This is a genomic window from Thioclava sp. F36-7, from assembly GCF_002020075.1.
Taxonomy (GTDB): domain Bacteria; phylum Pseudomonadota; class Alphaproteobacteria; order Rhodobacterales; family Rhodobacteraceae; genus Thioclava; species Thioclava sediminum.
This window is the reverse complement of the sequence record NZ_MPZR01000001.1, coordinates 507,764-524,276: the sequence shown is the minus strand read 5'-3', so window position 1 is coordinate 524,276 and position 16,513 is coordinate 507,764. Positions and strand designations below refer to the sequence as shown.

Genomic DNA, 16,513 nt, shown 5'->3' with positions numbered 1-16,513 from the left:
CACGATGAAACCCGCCCCCTTCACCTACCACCGGCCTGCGAGCCTTGCCGAGGCACTGGCGCTGTTGCGCACGCATGGGCCGGCGGCCAAGCCGATCGCCGGAGGGCAAAGCCTCGGGCCGATGCTGAACATGCGGCTGGCGCGCCCGGGCCATCTCGTCGATCTCAACGATCTGATCGAGCTGGACCGCGTGCGGGTGAAGGAGGACATGCTGGAGATCGGCGCGCTGACGCGCCATCACCGGCTGGCCAATGCGCCGGAAGTGCAGCGGAGCCTGCCGCTTCTCGGTGCCGCTGCCGCCTCGATCGGGCATTACGCGATCCGTCAGCGTGGCACGATCGGCGGCAGCCTCGCCCATGCGGACCCCGCTGCCCAGTTGCCGCTGATCGCGGTCACGCTGGGTGCGACGCTGGTGATTTCGGGACCGGCAGGCACGCGCGAAGTTGCCGCCGCCGATTTCCTGCAATCGATCATGACGGTCGATCTGCGCGATGGCGAACTCATCACCGCGCTGCACTTTCCGCTCCCGGTTGGCGACCTCTGGGCTTTCGAGGCTTTCTCGCGCCGTCACGGCGATTTCGCGCTGGTCAGCGTCGCGCTCAGTTTCGCGCGCGACGCGGAGGGCAAGATCGATGCGCTGCGGCTTGGGCTAGGCGGCGTCGACACCGTCCCGCTGCGCCTGCCCGAGATCGAGGCGCGCGCGCAGGGCAGGCTGGCCGATGAGGACACCATTCGCGACCTCGCAGCCGCGGCCGCCGCGGCGATCGCGCCCGAAGACAGCGAACAGGTGCCCGCCGTCTATCGCCGGGAGCTTGCCGAAACGCTTGTCATTCGCGCGTTCCAGTCCGCTTTGATCCGGGAGGAGGGTGCATGACCGCTCCGACACACGACCCCCTGACGCTTTCGCTGAGCGTGAATGGCGAAACCCACGACGTTCGGGTGCCCGCGCGCAAGCTGCTCTCGGATGTGCTGCGCGAGGATATTGGCCTGACCGGCACCCATGTCGGCTGCGAACACGGCGTCTGTGGCGCCTGCACCGTGCTGATCGACGGCCGCCCGGCCCGCGCCTGCCTGACCTTCGCCGCTCAGATGGAGGGCCATGAGGTCACGACGGTCGAGGCCATGGGACGGCCCGACGCGCTCTCGGCGCTTCAGCAGGCGCTGCACGAGGAACATGGGCTGCAATGCGGTTTCTGCACGCCCGGCATCGTGGTGACCTTCGAGCATTACCTGCGCGAGAACCCGGACCCGACCGCAGAGGAAGTGCGCGATGTCCTGTCGGGCAATCTGTGCCGCTGCACGGGCTATCAGAATATCGTCGCCGCCGTACTGAAAGCTGCGGCCCGGATGCGTGGAGAGGCGGCATGAGCGGTGATTTCACCGAGATCGGTCGCGCCCTACCGCGCAAGGAAGATCGGCGCCTCGTCTCCGGTCGTGGGCGCTATCTCGACGACCTCGCCTTTCCCGGCGCGCTGCATGTGAGCTTCGTGCGCTCGCCCCACGCGCATGCGCGCATTCTCGACATCGACAGCGCCGAAGCGTCAGAGATGCCGGGGGTCGTGGGGATTTTCACCGGGCGCGATCTCGATCAGATGACGACGCGGCTGCGCCTCGCGCCGCCGATCGAAGGGTTGCAGCCGACCGAGCTGACGACGCTTCCGATTGACAAGGTCCGCTTCCACGGCGATCCGGTGGTCTGTGTCGTCGCGACCGATCGCTACCTCGCCGAGGATGCCGCCGAATGTGTCAGCGTCGAATATGACCAGCTTCCGGCGGTGACTTCGATCACCGAGGCCTTCGCGCCCGATGCAGCTCTGGTCGATGACAGCCTGACCAGCAACATGGTCTCGCATCAAAGCCTGTGCGTCGGCGAGCCTGCCGCGCGCCAGGCCGAGGCGCATCGCGTCGTCGAGGCCCGGTTCTCGCTCCATCGCCATACCCATGTCCCGCTGGAGACGCGCGGCTGCGTCGCCGACTGGGATGACGGGCGCGCGCATCTGAACATGCATATCGGCAATCAGGTCCCGCACCCGTTGCGCAGCCAGCTTGCTGCGCGGCTGGGTCTGTCGGAGAGCCAGGTGACGGTGATGAGCCCCGATGTGGGCGGCGCCTTCGGTCAGAAGATCGCGCTCTATCGCGAGGAACTCACGGTCGCGGCTCTGTCTCGCCACTTGCGCCGCCCGGTTCGGTGGCGCGAGGATCGGATGGAGAACCTGATGTCCGCCGCCCATGCGCGGGAATACGAGTGCCGCACGCGCACCTCGGTCAGCGAAACCGGACGGATTCTCGGCCTCGAGTTGGAGATCGACGAGGATTTCGGCGGCTACTGCTTCTACCCGGCCAACTATATGGCCCGCGTCATCGCCCTGATCATGACCGGCCCCTACCGGATTCAGGACTACGCCTATGAGGTCCGCGTCGCGCTGACCAACAAATGCGGTGCAGGCCCGATGCGCGCGCCCATGGCGATCACGAGCTGGGTGATGGAAGGCACGATCGACGCCATCGCCCGCGACCTCGGCCTCGACCCGGTCGAGGTGCGCCGTATCAACGCGCTCGGCCCGGAGGATCTGCCCTACAAGATGCCCACGGGCGAACTTCTCGAAGATGTCAGCCCACGGGAAACGCTCGAGATCGCCGTGGACGCGATCGACGTCGCGGCTTTCCGCGCGCGGCAGGCGCAGGCGCGCTCTGAGGGGCGCTATCTGGGGCTCGGGCTGTGCACGGTGATCGAGAGCACGACCTATGGCTCGGAATTCTACAAATCCGCCGGTATCCCCGGATCGGGCCATGAATCGGCCTGGGTGCGGATCGAACCGAGCGGGGCGGTCAACGCCTCCGTCGGGCTGATGGGCACCGGGCAGGGCTACGAGAGCCCGCTTTCGCAGGCGGTGGCCGAAGGGCTCGGCGTGCGCTCGGAAGATGTCACGGTCCATATGGGCAACACCGATATCGCGCCCTACGGCATGGGCAGCCGCGGCGGACGCGGCGCGACCGCTGGCGGGGGGACGCTCTATCTCTGTGCGCTCAAGGCGCGCGAGCGGGTGCTCGCGATTGCGGCATCGATGCTCGATCTCAACGACGCTGGCGGGCTACGACTGCGCGGAGGGCAGATCGAGCGGATGATCGGCGAGGACTGGCAGGAGACGGGCCTTGCGCTGACCGATATCGCGCGGCGTGCCTATCTCGATCCGCTGGCTCTGCCCGAGGGTATCACGCCCGGGCTCGATTTCTCGCATAGCTACGATCCGCCCGCGATGACCTATTCCAACTCGACCCATGCCTGCGAGGTCGAGGTCGACCCGCAGACCGGTGCGATCTCGATCGACCGCTATCTCGTCGCCGAGGATTCCGGCACCGTTCTCAATCCGATCGTCGTGCGCGGCCAGCAGCAGGGCGCGATCGCGATGGGGCTGAGCGGCGCGCTGCTCGAACAGGTGATCTACGACCGCACGGGGCAGAACCTCTCCGCGACGCTCGCCGATTACCTCGTGGCCTCTCCGAACGAATTGCCGGAATTCGAAATCCTGCATCACAACACGCCGAACCGCCGCACCCCCGCGGGGATCAAGGGCATGGCCGAAGGCGGCGTGATGGGCGCGATCGGCGTGCTCGCCAACGCGGTGAGCGATGCGCTCGCGCCGCGCGGCGTGACGATCGAGCGTCTTCCGCTGACCCCCCAATCCATTCGCGCGCTCCTGCGGGAGGCCGCGCCCAGCTCAACGAAAAGGACCCAGCCGTGACAGAAGAGAAACTCAGCGTCGGCTTCATCGGACTCGGAATCATGGGCCAGCACATGGCGGGGCATATCCTCGCCGCGGGGCATCCGCTCAACATCTACAACCGCACCCGCGCCAAGGGCGACGCCCTCGTCGCGAAGGGGGCGACGTGGTGTGACAGCCCGGGCGCCGTGGCCGAGGCCAGCGATATCACGATCACCATCGTGGGCTACCCCGCCGATGTCGAACAGGTCTACCTCGGTGAGGAGGGGATCATCGGCAAGGCGCGCCCGGGCTCGGTGCTGATCGACATGACCACCTCGAGCCCCGCCCTGGCCGGGAAAATCGCGCAGGCGGCTCTCGCGCGCGGCCTCTCTGCGCTCGACGCCCCGGTCTCCGGCGGCGATGTCGGCGCGAAGGCGGGCAAGCTCGCGATCATGCTGGGCGGCGATGCGCGGGCGTTCGAGCGGGTCCTGCCGGTGCTGGAGCTGATGGGCGGGAATATCGCGCTGATGGGCAAGGCGGGCGCTGGGCAGCACACCAAGATGGCCAACCAGATCGCCATCGCCTCGACCATGCTCGCGGTCGCGGAAAGCATCAGCTACGCACGCGCCGCCGGTCTGGATCCGATGCAGGTTCTCAAAGTCATCGGAACCGGGGCCGCGTCGAGCTTCCTGCTCAACGGGCTTGGGCCGAAGATGGTGGACGAGGATTTCGCGCCCGGCTTCTTCGTCCACCACTTCGTCAAGGACATGTCCATCGCGCTGAGCGAAGCCGAAAGACTGGGGCTTGATCTGCCGGGCCTGTCGCTGGCGCGCAGCCTCTATGGCAAGCTGGTGGATGACGGCTTCGGCGAAGAGGGCACCCAGGCGCTCTACCGCGCCTATAACGCGATCCACGCGGAGGCCGGGTGATGCGGTTCGAAGGCGATCACCTGATCCCGGCCGATCCCGAAACGGTCTGGCGTGGGCTCAACGACCCCGAGGTGCTGCGCCGCGCGATCCCGGGCTGCGAGGCGATGGAGCAGACGGGCGAGGCCGAATATACCGCCACGGTCGTGGCGCGGGTCGGCCCCGTCTCGGCCAGCTTTCGCGGTAAGGTGGAGCTGAGCGATCTGGTACCGCCCGTGTCCTACCGGATCACCGGGCGCGGGCAGGGCGGGCCTGCGGGCTTCGCCAAGGGCGGCGCGGAGATCAAGCTCGCGCCCGAAGGCGAGGGCACGCGTTTGTCCTATGTCGCCGATGTCGAGGTCGGCGGTAAACTGGCCGCGGTCGGCGGGCGGTTGATTCAGGGCGTGGCGCGCAAGAATGCCGAGGATTTCTTCAATGCCTTCTCGCGGGTCGTGACCGGCGAGGCGGAAGAGACCGCTCCGTCAAGCGAAGGCGCTGCCCCTACGGGCGCTGTGGCCACGGCGGCGGCGGGACATATTCCGCTGATCGACCGCGTGGCGTGGCTTCTGGTCGGTCTTGGCCTCGGGCTTGGGATCTGCTGGCTCTTTGGTTGAAAGGACGCGCGATGAACATCACCCCGGCGATCAAGGCGATGGAAGACCAGTTGGTCGAATGGCGGCACGCGTTGCATCGCCGTCCCGAACTGGCCTTCGAGGAACACGAGACCGCCGCCTTCATCGCGGCTGAGTTGCGTGCTTTCGGACTTGAGGTCCATGAGGGGCTGGCCGGGACCGGGGTGATCGGCGTTCTGCGAAATGGCGAGGGGCCGACCGTCGGCCTGCGCGCCGATATCGACGCGCTGCCGATCTCCGAACTGACCGGGGCGGGTTATGCCTCCGAGATACCCGGCAAGATGCACGCCTGCGGCCATGACGGTCACACCACGATGCTTCTGGGCGCCGCGCAGGCGATGGCGGCCGATCCGCCGGGACCGGGCACGGTGGTGTTCATCTTCCAGCCCGCCGAGGAAAACGAAGGCGGCGCGCGGGTGATGATCGAGGATGGGTTGCTCGACCGGTTCCCGCTCGACAGCACCTTTGCGCTGCACAACTGGCCGGGGCTCGAGGCAGGCAAGATCGCGATGCGCGCGGGCCCCGTCATGGCCGCATTCGACACGTTCGAACTCAAGGTGAAGGGCAAGGGCTCGCATGGCGCGATGCCGCATGAGGGGATCGACCCGATCACGCTGGCGGCTCAGCTGCAGATGGCCTGGCAAACCATCGTCAGCCGCGCGGTGGATCCGACCGATGCGACGGTGATCTCGGTCACGCAGATCCATGCGGGCCACACGCTCAATGTGATCCCCGACGAAGTGACCCTGCACGGCACCGTGCGCACCCTGCGCCCCGCGACGCGCGATTTCGTTCAGGCCGAGATGACGCGCCGCGCCGAAATGATAGCCGAGGCGTTTCATGCCAAGGCCGAGCTGATCTATCAGCGTCGCTACCCGGCCACGATCAACGACCCCGAGGCCGCCGAAACCGCCCGCCGCGCCGCCGAGGCCATCGTGGGACGCGACGCGGTGCAGGTCGATTACGCACCCAGCATGGCGAGCGAGGATTTCGCCTTCCTGCTGGAGAAGGTGCCCGGCGCTTACGGCTGGATCGGCAATGGATCGGCCGAGGGCGGGCGCAACCTGCATAGCCCACATTACGATTTCAACGATGCGATCCTGCCGCTGGGCGTGCAGTTCTTCGTCGAGGTCGCGCAGCGCGCGCTGGCTGGGTCGAACGATTGAGGGGCCAGCCGTGACCCATCCCGCCGCGCAAGATCCGTGGTTCGAACTGGCAAGGTCCGACACACCCGGCGCGATCGCGGTGATCTCTGCCATCGAAGGTCCGGCCTATCGCAATGTCGGCACCGCGATGGCGATCTTGCCGGATGGTCGGCGCTTCGGAGCGCTCAGCTCAGGCTGTATCGAGGAAGATGTGGCCGAACATGCGCGCGCGGCGCTGGCCGACGGGCAGGTGCGCAAGCTGCGCTATGGGGCCGGTTCGCCCTTTTTCGATCTGAAGCTGCCCTGCGGCGGCGCGCTCGAGGTTACGGTGATCCCCGCGCCGGACCGTTCCTTGCTTAGCGAGCTAGCGGCAAGGCGGGCGCGCCGCGCGGAGGCGGCCTTGGGACTGAGCGCCTCGGGGGGCTTGCGTTTGACGCAGGAAGACGAGACCCCCGACGAGCCGGGAGAGCTGCGTATCGCCTTTCGCCCCGAGCCGCGCTTCGTGATCTTCGGTGCTGGCGCCGAGGCGGTGTTCTTCGCCGATCTGGTGCGGGGCACCGGCGCGCCGCATCTTCTGCTCACGCCCGAAGATGCCACTTTCGCCAATGCCGAAGGTGCAGGCTGCACGGTGCGCAGGTTGGACCGAAGCGCGATCACCTCAGACGTGGCCATCGACGCGCGCACGGCGGTGATCCTTCTGTTTCACGACCACGATTGGGAGCTGGATATTCTCGAGGCGGCGCTCGCAACCCCCGCATTCTACATCGGGGCACAAGGCAGCGTGCGCACGCAAAGCCGGCGGCAGGAAGGTTTGCAAGCTCGCGGTATCGACGCGGCGACGCGCGCGCGGGTTCATGGGCCGATCGGGCTGATCCAATCCGCGCGCGATCCGCGGCTGCTGGCCGTGTCGGTGCTGGCCGAGGTGCTTGAAGACGTGCAGCGCGACGTTTGAAATTCGCGGGTGCTGGCCCGAACAAGCCGCCGCGAATTGCATCTACGTTAAAATGCCCCGCGCGACCAAAGCTTCGACCGAGTTCGTCCTTTCCGGCGCATGGCTTTGGCGAAAAGGCGTAGGTCCCCTTAGGCTCCAGACCCGGCGACCTGAACAGAGAGATTTTCTTTCCGCCTGTCACAAAGCGGGGGGCTGTCTCGTCTTCTGGTATATAACCCAAGGAGATGCCGATGACGCCCCGAATGAACTACTACGAAGCAGCCGCCGAGACGATGAAGGCCATGAGGGCAGCCGAGGACGCGACGAAGGAGCTTTCGATCCCGCTTATGCTGCGGGAGCTTATCAAGATGCGCGTGTCGCAAATCAACGGATGCGCTTATTGCCTCGATATGCATGCGCCTGCCGCGCGGGATGCGGGTGTGTCGCAGCAAAAGCTCGATGTGCTGGCGGCCTGGCGTGAAAGCCCTGCGTTTGACGAACGCGAATGCGCCGCACTCGATTGGGCCGAAGCCCTGACAAGGATCGAACAACAGGGCGCCTCGGAGGAAGTCTTCCAGCGTCTCAGAAATGTTTTCACGGAGCGCGAATGCGTGGACCTGACTTTCGCTGTTACGTTGATTAACTCTTGGAACCGTTTCGCGATCGGATTCCGGTCTACCCACAAGATCAGAGAGCGCGATCATGCAGCTGCCTGAGACACAGCAGGTTTTCGAAAGGGAGCGCCGCCGCTTGGCGGGGCTCGCCTATCGAATGACCGGCTCAGTCTCGGAGACGGAAGACATCCTCCAGGATGCGGCGCTGAAACTGCAAACCGTCGGACTCTCCGGCATCGAACGTCCGGCGCAATGGCTGTCGACCGTCGTCACGCGCCTTTGCCTCGACCATCTGCGATCGGCGCAGAAGAGGCGGGAAACCTATGTGGGGGCGTGGCTGCCCGAGCCGATTGTCACCGACCATGCGGCGGATGCCGAAAGCGATTGGATCCTGACCGAAGATGTGGGGATCGCACTCCTGCTCACGCTCGATCGACTATCGCCCGAGATGCGCGCAGCGTTCATTCTTCGCGACGGGTTCGATTACAGTTTCGAAGAGATCTCGGCGGTCGTCGGCCAGTCTTCCGTAAATTGTCGGCAGCTGGTCTCGCGGGCAAGACGCAAGCTTGCCGGTGCCAATCAGAGCCCGCCGGAACGGGCAGGGGAGACCCACCCGCTTGTCGCGGCATTCTGGGCCGCAAGCCGCGAGGGCGACATGGATCGGCTGCTGGAAATCTTCGCTGAAGATATCGAGGTGCATACGGATGGCGGCGGCAAGGTTCCGGCGGCGATCAACGTGCTGAGAGGGAGCCGGAACGCCGCGCGCTTCTTCGAAGGCTTGGCCCGGAAGGGCAAGCTGACGTCTGGGCCGGTGCCGAGGCCGCAGTTGATCAACGGAGCAACAGGATATGTGGTGCGGGAAAATGGCGTCCTGCAAACTACGGCCTTCGCGGTTCATTCCGGAAAGATCAAAGCAATATGGATTGTCCGAAACCCCGAGAAGCTGCGACACGTTCATCCTGCAGAGGATGGATTTCCATCCGAAGGGTCGCGTGCTCCTTGCTGTTCGGCCGATTGATGTGGACTAAGCCACATCGCGGGTTTCGTCTGGCATGACCGCGGACATCAAGAAGCCGGACGCGAGGCCCGGCTTCCTGCCTCGTGTGTGATCAGGCCAGATGGCCTTCGAAGACGCTCTGCAGCTTGCCGACGGGAATGATGTCCGCCTGGCCGTAGAGGTCGATGTGATGGGCGCCGTCGATGATCATCAACTCCTTGCGCGCGCCCGTCGCCGCGCCGAGGGCATTGGCGAGTTTGAAGGTCGCCATCTTCATCGCGCCAAAGCGGTAGCGACCGGCCGCGCGCCCGCCGATCAAAGTGCCGGCACAGATGCCGAGGCCCACCACCATCTGCGCCGGGGCGCTACTGCTGTATCGAGGCCAGATAATAGATGAGAGACAGGATGCGCCCCCGGGCTACCATGTCCGCCGTCTCTCCGCGCTCGCTGGTCGCCGAGGCCGCGTAACGGTCCCCCCAGACCGGCATCTTGCTGCCATGCGCCCGCATCTCGTTTCGCCCATCTATCATCCGAAGCGCGTAGTCGAACGGAAATTCGCCGTTGCCCTTCTTCGCCGCAAGGCTCGTGAGGTCGGGTGTCTGAATATCCAGCAGCCCTGCCAGTGGGCCATTCCCTTTCGCTGACTCGCCATGACATCCAGCGCAGGCGACCATGTATTCCTCGCGACCGGCATCCTCCTGCGCAAGAGCGCTTGTTGTCAGCAGCAGGAGTGCTGCCATGCTTGAAATCACCACACCGTTCATTGCTTTCTCCTCCTCCCAGGATTTCGAACACTTCACAGCAAATCAGGTGGCCGATTTTGCGCACTGACCGGCGTCAATGACATTGTCGCTATGCGTGCTGCCGGATCAAGCGCATGGGGAGCGGATCGGAGGGGGGCGGACGACCGGAGAGGTTGCCAAGCTGGTCCCGATCCTCAAGGATCGCGCCGGAAAAGCGATGCGGTCCGAAGCGGGGCCCACGCGACAGCGAAAGAGGATGCGATGAAACTGAATGTCTATCTGGCCGGCGAAATTCACACCGATTGGCGCGAGGCTGTGAAGTCGGCCTGCGAAGGGCTCGAGATCGAATGGTCCGGTCCTGTGACCGATCACGGGGCCTCGGATGATTGCGGGGTCGAGATCTTCGGCGCGGAAGAGGACAAGTTCTGGCATGACCGCAAGGGCGCGTCGCTCAACGCGATCCGCATCCGCACCGGGATCGAGCGCTGCGACGTGCTCGTTGTCTGCTTCGGCGAGAAATACAAGCAGTGGAACGCGGCCTTCGATGCGGGCTATGCGGCGGCGCTCGGTAAGCCGATCATCGTGCTTCAGCCGCCCGAGCACGATCACGCGCTCAAGGAGATCGATGCCGCAGCCAATGCGGTCGCGCGCACGCCCGAACAGGTGGCCCGCGCGCTGCGCTATGTGACGACGGCGGCGCTGTAAGGCACAACAGTGCCCCGCCCGGATCAGCCGCGTGAGCGGCCCGGGCAGCGTCCGACCGCCCCCTCGGGCGGGCGCTTTGGCTACGTTAGCGCGCGGATCGAGATCGTCCGGATTTGGCCGGGATAAAGCGCTGACCACGAAGGGCAGGGCGCCCACCCGGCGGTCTGGCGCCGCCCTCTGATGCTCAGACTTCGATCCCCCAAACGAAAACGCCCCCCGCAGGTCATCCTGCGAGGGGCGCGATTTTCTCCGGGAGAGGCGATCAGGCCAGATCGAAGCGATCGGCGTTCATCACCTTGGTCCAGGCGGCCACGAAGTCCTCCACGAACTTCTCGCCCGCATCGTCCTGTGCATAGACCTCGGCATAGGCGCGCAGGATCGCGTTCGAGCCGAAGACCAGATCGACGCGGGTCGCGGTCCACTTAACCGCGCCGGTCTTGCGGTCGCGGATCTCGTAGGCGCCGTCGCCCACCGGATGCCAGCTGTAGCCCATATCGGTCAGGTTGACGAAGAAGTCGGTCGTCAGCTGGCCTTCGCGGTCGGTGAAGACACCGTGCTTGGTGCCGCCATAGTTGGTGCCGATCGCCCGCATGCCGCCGATCAGGACGGTCATTTCATGCGCGGTCAGCCCCATCAGCTGGGCACGATCCAGAAGCATCTCCTCGGGCGAGACGACGTAGTCCTTCTTGAGCCAGTTGCGGAAGCCGTCGGCGAGCGGTTCGAGCACGTCGAAGCTGTCGGCATCGGTCATCTCGTCACTCGCGTCGCCACGACCCGGCGCGAAGGGCACCGTTGCGTCATGACCGGCGGCCTTGATCGCCTTCTCGATGCCGACATTGCCCGCGAGCACGATCACGTCGGCCACCGAGGCACCTGCTTCCGCCGCGATCGGCTCGAGCACCGAGAGCACCTTCTGCAGACGGGCGGGCTCGTTGCCCTCCCAGTCCTTCTGCGGGGCGAGACGGATGCGCGCGCCATTGGCGCCGCCGCGCATGTCCGAGCCGCGATAGGTGCGCGCGCTGTCCCAGGCGGTCGAGACCAGCTCGGCCACCGACAGATCCGAGGCCGCGATCTTCGCCTTCACAGCCGCCACGTCCCAATCGGTCGAACCGGCGGGGACCGGGTCTTGCCAGACCAGATCTTCCGAGGGCACCCACGGGCCCTTGTAGCGGACCTTAGGGCCCATGTCGCGGTGGGTCAGCTTGAACCAGGCGCGGGCGAAGGTCTCCTTGAAATACTCCGGATCGGCCATGAATTTCTGGCAAATCTCGTTGTAGATCGGGTCGACCTTCATCGCCATGTCGGCATCGGTCATCATCGGCATCCGGCGCTGGCTCGGATCCGAAGTGTCGAGCGGCATGTCCTCTTCTGCGATGTCCACCGGCTTCCACTGTTTCGCGCCAGCGGGGCTCTGGGTGACTTCCCATTCATGGCCGAAGAGCATCTCGAAATAGCCCATGTCGAATTCGAGCGGGTTCGTCGTCCAGGCACCTTCCGGCCCGCCGGTGATCGAGTTGCTCGCTTGCCCCTTCAGGTTCGGGTTGAACCAGCCGAGACCCTGCTGCTCGACATCGGCCGCTTCGGGCTCCGCGCCGAGCGCCGACGCGTCGCCATTGCCGTGGCATTTGCCGACGGTGTGGCCGCCCGCGGTCAGCGCGGCGGTTTCCTCGTCATTCATCGCCATGCGCGCGAAGGTCTCGCGGACCTGCGCCGCAGTCTTCATCGGATCGGGCTGGCCGTTGACGCCTTCGGGGTTCACGTAGATCAGGCCCATCTGCACCGCGGCAAGCGGGTTTTCCATCGTGTCGGGCTTGTCGACATTGGCGTAACGCTCGTCCGACGGCGCGAGCCATTCCTTCTCGGCGCCCCAATAGGTGTCTTTCTCGGGATGCCAGATGTCCTCGCGGCCAAAGGCGAAGCCGAAGGTCTTCAGACCCATGCTTTCATAGGCGACGGTGCCGGCGAGGATGATCAGATCCGCCCAGCTGAGCCGGTTGCCGTATTTCTTCTTGAGCGGCCAGAGCAGGCGACGGGCCTTGTCGAGGCTCGCATTGTCGGGCCAGGAGTTGAGCGGGGCGAAGCGGATATTGCCGGTGCCCGCGCCGCCGCGCCCATCCGCGAGACGGTACGAGCCCGCCGAGTGCCAGGCGAGGCGGATCATCAGACCGCCGTAATGGCCCCAGTCCGCCGGCCACCACTCTTGGCTTTCGGTCAGCAGCGCATGCAGATCGGCTTTCAGCGCGTCGTAGTCGAGTTTCTCGACCTCTTCGGCATAGTCGAAGCTGCGCCCCAGCGGGTCCGTCTTGGTGTCATGCTGGTGCAGGATGTCGAGATTGAGCGCCTGCGGCCACCAATTCATCACGTTCGAGCCAAGCTCGGTATTGCCGCCATGCATCACCGGGCACTTGCCGCCCGTGTTCACGTCATTTCCGTCCATCTGTGCTTCCTCCTGCTGAGCACGGGGTTGATCGGGGAGACCGGTTAAAGTCTGACATGCCGCAGCTTGTCCGAATAGGGGCTACGGCACGTGGGTCCCTACCTTGCCCGATGCTCATAGCAGGCAGTGTGATAAATAAAAAATTGTAAATTGTAATAAGACATATAATGTAAAATTATGAATTGGCATTTTGTCAGCGGAATCCGAGCGCTGGCTTCATGCGACCCCGACGGGTTCGAACCGGCCAAAGCAGGCGCCCGTTCAACGACATGTCATGTCGCGAACGGGTTGCCCCATGGCCTTGATAGAGCGTCGTTGCCTTTGCCGCTTATTCCACCGCGATCTCGATTGTCTCGACCGTCTCACGAAGCCGCGCGGTCACCTTGATCGTGCCGCGTTCGCCGGTCAGGCGGATCCAGCAACCGGTCGCACCGTCGGCGAGCACCGGACAGTCGGAGCCGATCAGACGTGCCGGACCCTCGACCGAGAGGTGAACGGGCTCGTTGAGAAAATGCAGCTTGTTGCCCGCCTGATCGCGGGCGCGGATCATCACGCGGATTTCCTCGCTCGGATCGGCCTCGGCCTCGGTGACATCGGGCGCCACTTCGAGCCGGTCGAACATCGCATCGGCGGGGAAGTCGCGCTCGATCACCAGCTCGCCGTTGCGATAGCCGCGCAGGCGGCCCGCATGCCAGCTCTCTCCCCAAGCGGTCACCTCGTCGGGGGTGAAATGGTCGTAATCGATGATAACTGGCGCGTGCGGCAGATGCGGGAAGCGGGTGCGATCAGGCCCGACGCGTTTGACCACATCGGCGTAGGACAGCTCCACCTCGTCGCAGTTCGTCAGCACGATCAACGGGATCACCCCGCCGATATTGCGCTCGCCGCGCGACCAGACGGTGACCGGCTCCATCACGATCGCCTCGTCGGGATCGCGCTGGCTGGCATAGGCGTAGGCTGCGAATTTCGGCTCGCGGAAGATCGACATCACGCCGTGATGGCAGATTCGGTCGCCCGCGCCGAAATCCTTGTGCGTGTTGTAGTCGAACATGCACCAGCCGATGCAGCCCGCGAGCCCGGCATCGGGGTCGTGGGCGGCGTTGAGCACGTCGAGATGGCGCAGCACATGCTCGTGCTGGCGATGCTCGGGGTCGCCCGCCTTGGTCGGATACATGTGCCCGTTATATTCGGTCACCAAATAGGGCACGCGCTTGGGCAGCCCCGTCACCTCCTGCTGGTCACGCAAACTCGTACGCGGGCGGTTCGAGAAGGGCAGTTCGAAGTCGCCGAGGATGAATTCGTTCATCGTGTAGACGTCTTCGAGCAGTTGGCTGTCGGTGATGCAGCGCACGCCGCCGGTGGGGCGCGTCGCATCCAGCTCATGCGCCAAGGCATTGGTGCGCTTGTAGAACGCTTCCGCATCAGGGCTCTCGTTGATCCGCACGCCCCAGATGATGATCGAGGGGTGGTTCCAGTCGCGCCGGATCATCCGCTCGACATTGGCGACGGACTCGTCCTGCCAGACATCGCCGCCGATATGCTGCCAACCGGGAATTTCCTCGAAGACCATGAGGCCGATCTCGTCGCAGCGGTCGAGGAAATAGGGGCTTTGCGGGTAATGCGAGGTGCGCGCGATGTTGCAGCCCAGATCGTAGCGCAGGATTTCCGCGTCGCGCTCCTGACTGCGCTTGCCCTGGGCATAGCCCGAATAGGGGAAGCTCTGATGCCGGTTGAGGCCGCGCAGGACCACGCGTTTGCCGTTGAGGAAAAAGCCCTCGGGCGTGAATTCCGCGTGACGGAAGCCGAACCGCTGGGTGAGGCGGTCGCCGCTTTGGCTCAGGGTCAGCGTCAGCGTGTAGAGCGCGGGCGTCTCGACCGACCAGAGCGTGATGCCGCTCAGGCCCTCGAACGTGATCTCGCCGGTGCCCTCGCCGCGCGCGATCTCGTGGCCGTCGGCGTCCGACAGAACCACCTCCACCGTGCCCGGCGCGTCGAGCTTGACCAGAACGCGCTTGGTCTCGTCCAGCACGTCGGGCGTCTCGATCTTCACGCTTGCGATATGGGCTTCGGGCAGCACCTCGAGCCACGCGTCGCGATAGATCCCGGCATAGGTGAGGTAGTCGATGCGGCCACCGAAGGGCGGAATCTCGGGGTTTTCCGAGCCGTCGATATGCACCGTCACCCGCGCTGTGCCGCCCTCGAACCGGTCCGTCAGATCGACGGTGAAGGGCGTGTAGCCATCGCGGTGGCGCAGCACTTCCGCGCCGTTCACATAGACCACGGCATCGGCCATCGCTCCGTCGAACCGCAGACGCACCAGCTTGCCCGCCCACGCATCGTCCCACGCGATCTCGCGCTGATAGGTGAAGGGACGCTGGAACGCGGCTTCGTCAAAATAGCTCATCGGCAGGTCGGCGGCGTTATGGGGCAGGGTGACCGTCTCGCCCTGCAGCGGCTCCGCGACCTTCGCCGCGTCGAAGCCTTCCGCGAAACCCCAGCCTTCGTTCAGTTTGCTGATCTCTCTCATGCTTACCACTCCGCGAAGCTGCCATCGGCATGGCGCCAGATCGGGTTGCGCCAGCGGTGACCTTCAGAGGCCGCCTGACGGACTTTCTCCTCGTTGACCTCGACGCCAAGGCCGGGGCCCTGCGGGATCGCGACATAGCCGTCGTCATATTCGAAGACCGACGGGTTGCTCAGGTAGTCGAGCAAGTCCGAGCCCTTGTTGTAATGGATGCCCAGCGACTGCTCCTGAATGAAGGCGTTGTAGCAGACCGCATCCAGCTGCAGGTTCGCCGCCAGCGCGATCGGCCCCAGCGGGCAATGCAGCGCCAGCGCCACGTCATGCGCTTCGGCCATCGCCGCGATCCGGTAGGTTTCGGTGATGCCGCCGGAATGCGAGGGGTCGGGCTGGACGATATCGACGTAACCGCCCTGCAGGATCGATTTGAAATCCCAGCGGGTATAGAGCCGCTCACCCAAAGCGATCGGGGTGGAGCAATGGTTCGCGATCTCGCGCAGCGCCTCGGCGTTTTCGCTCAGCACCGGCTCCTCGATGAACATCAGGTTGAAGGGCTCGAGTTCCTTCGCGAGCTGCTTGGCCATCGGGCGGTGGACGCGGCCGTGGAAGTCCACGCCGATGCCGAAATCGGGGCCCATCTCCTCGCGGATCGCCTGAACGCGCGCCAGCACGGCGTCGATCTTGTCGTGGGAGTCGATGAATTGCAGCTCCTCGGTGCCGTTCATCTTCACCGCCGTAAAGCCCCGGTCGCCACATTCGCGCGCCATCCGCGCCGTGTCGCCCGGACGGTCGCCGCCGATCCAGCTATAGACCCGGATGCGGTCGCGCTGCTGGCCGCCCAGAAGCGAATGGACCGGCACGCCGAGCGCCTTGCCCTTGATGTCCCACAGCGCCTGATCGAGCCCCGCGATGGCCGACATGTGGATGCCGCCGCCGCGATAGAAGCCACCGCGATACATCACCGTCCAGTGGTCCTGAATATGGCCGGGATCCTTGCCGATCAGGTAGTCCGACAGCTCCTCGACGCAGGCGGCGACAGAGGCCGCGCGGCCTTCCAGCACCGGTTCGCCCCAACCGGAGATGCCCTCGTCGGTGGAGATTTTCACGAAACACCAGCGCGGCGGCACGATGAAGGTTTCGATGGCGGTGATTTTCATATCGGTCCTCAGGGTTAGTGGG

At 65.2% G+C, this 16,513-nt stretch carries 15 protein-coding genes; 10 read left to right on the top strand and 5 right to left on the bottom strand.

What is annotated here, in order from left to right; genetic code table 11:
• Nucleotides 1–4 precede the first annotated feature (4 nt).
• From BMI89_RS02260 to sigJ, 9 genes are all read left to right on the top strand, one after another.
• The gene (locus BMI89_RS02260) at nucleotides 5–874 is read left to right on the top strand and encodes an FAD binding domain-containing protein (protein WP_078569673.1); all 870 of its coding nucleotides are present in this window, start codon (nucleotides 5–7) and stop codon (nucleotides 872–874) included.
• The gene (locus tag BMI89_RS02255) at nucleotides 871–1,368 is read left to right on the top strand and encodes a (2Fe-2S)-binding protein (protein ID WP_078569672.1); all 498 of its coding nucleotides are present in this window, start codon (nucleotides 871–873) and stop codon (nucleotides 1,366–1,368) included. The genes BMI89_RS02260 and BMI89_RS02255 overlap by 4 nt, the downstream gene beginning before the upstream one ends.
• Nucleotides 1,365–3,743: a xanthine dehydrogenase family protein molybdopterin-binding subunit gene (locus BMI89_RS02250; RefSeq protein WP_078569671.1), complete on the top strand. Its 2,379-nt coding sequence runs from the start codon at nucleotides 1,365–1,367 to the stop codon at nucleotides 3,741–3,743. Before BMI89_RS02255 ends, BMI89_RS02250 begins: the two co-directional genes overlap by 4 nt.
• Entirely contained in the window at nucleotides 3,740–4,633 is an 894-nt protein-coding gene (locus tag BMI89_RS02245) for an NAD(P)-dependent oxidoreductase (protein ID WP_078569670.1), read from the top strand. The genes BMI89_RS02250 and BMI89_RS02245 overlap by 4 nt, the downstream gene beginning before the upstream one ends.
• Nucleotides 4,633–5,223 carry a carbon monoxide dehydrogenase subunit G gene (locus tag BMI89_RS02240; RefSeq protein WP_078569669.1) on the top strand — a complete coding sequence of 197 codons (591 nt, stop codon included), beginning with the start codon at nucleotides 4,633–4,635 and terminating at the stop codon, nucleotides 5,221–5,223. Before BMI89_RS02245 ends, BMI89_RS02240 begins: the two co-directional genes overlap by 1 nt.
• 11 nt (nucleotides 5,224–5,234) lie before the next feature.
• Nucleotides 5,235–6,407 (top strand): M20 aminoacylase family protein, encoded by a 1,173-nt coding sequence (locus BMI89_RS02235; protein ID WP_078569668.1) that lies wholly within the window; start codon nucleotides 5,235–5,237, stop codon nucleotides 6,405–6,407.
• Between the two features lie 10 nt (nucleotides 6,408–6,417).
• Entirely contained in the window at nucleotides 6,418–7,338 is a 921-nt protein-coding gene (locus tag BMI89_RS02230) for an XdhC family protein (protein ID WP_168176757.1), read from the top strand.
• A gap of 242 nt (nucleotides 7,339–7,580) precedes the next feature.
• On the top strand, nucleotides 7,581–8,033 hold the full coding sequence (locus tag BMI89_RS02225; protein WP_210402128.1) for a carboxymuconolactone decarboxylase family protein: 453 nt from the start codon (nucleotides 7,581–7,583) through the stop codon (nucleotides 8,031–8,033).
• Nucleotides 8,020–8,949 (top strand): RNA polymerase sigma factor SigJ, encoded by a 930-nt coding sequence (sigJ, locus tag BMI89_RS02220; protein ID WP_078569665.1) that lies wholly within the window; start codon nucleotides 8,020–8,022, stop codon nucleotides 8,947–8,949. Before BMI89_RS02225 ends, sigJ begins: the two co-directional genes overlap by 14 nt.
• A 91-nt stretch (nucleotides 8,950–9,040) precedes the next feature.
• On the opposite strand, the gene BMI89_RS02215 is transcribed toward sigJ, so the two are convergent.
• Nucleotides 9,041–9,274: a hypothetical protein gene (locus BMI89_RS02215; RefSeq protein ID WP_143593792.1), complete on the bottom strand. Its 234-nt coding sequence runs from the start codon at nucleotides 9,272–9,274 to the stop codon at nucleotides 9,041–9,043.
• Nucleotides 9,275–9,293: 19 nt separating this feature from the next.
• Nucleotides 9,294–9,692 (bottom strand): c-type cytochrome, encoded by a 399-nt coding sequence (locus BMI89_RS02210; protein WP_246831808.1) that lies wholly within the window; start codon nucleotides 9,690–9,692, stop codon nucleotides 9,294–9,296.
• 240 nt (nucleotides 9,693–9,932) lie between these two features.
• Here BMI89_RS02210 and BMI89_RS02205 point away from each other — a divergent pair, with 240 nt between their 5' ends.
• Nucleotides 9,933–10,376 (top strand): YtoQ family protein, encoded by a 444-nt coding sequence (locus tag BMI89_RS02205; RefSeq protein ID WP_078569663.1) that lies wholly within the window; start codon nucleotides 9,933–9,935, stop codon nucleotides 10,374–10,376.
• 262 nt (nucleotides 10,377–10,638) lie between these two features.
• Here BMI89_RS02205 and katG read toward each other — a convergent pair whose 3' ends face one another.
• From katG to dgoD, 3 genes are all read right to left on the bottom strand, one after another.
• A complete protein-coding gene (katG, locus tag BMI89_RS02200; protein WP_078569662.1) occupies nucleotides 10,639–12,813 on the bottom strand; it encodes a catalase/peroxidase HPI in 2,175 nt (724 codons plus the stop codon).
• 328 nt (nucleotides 12,814–13,141) lie between these two features.
• Nucleotides 13,142–15,340: a glycoside hydrolase family 2 TIM barrel-domain containing protein gene (locus BMI89_RS02195; protein ID WP_078569661.1), complete on the bottom strand. Its 2,199-nt coding sequence runs from the start codon at nucleotides 15,338–15,340 to the stop codon at nucleotides 13,142–13,144.
• A gap of 2 nt (nucleotides 15,341–15,342) precedes the next feature.
• Nucleotides 15,343–16,491, bottom strand: coding sequence for a galactonate dehydratase (dgoD, locus tag BMI89_RS02190; RefSeq protein WP_078569660.1), 1,149 nt, complete (start codon nucleotides 16,489–16,491; stop codon nucleotides 15,343–15,345).
• Nucleotides 16,492–16,513 lie beyond the last annotated feature (22 nt).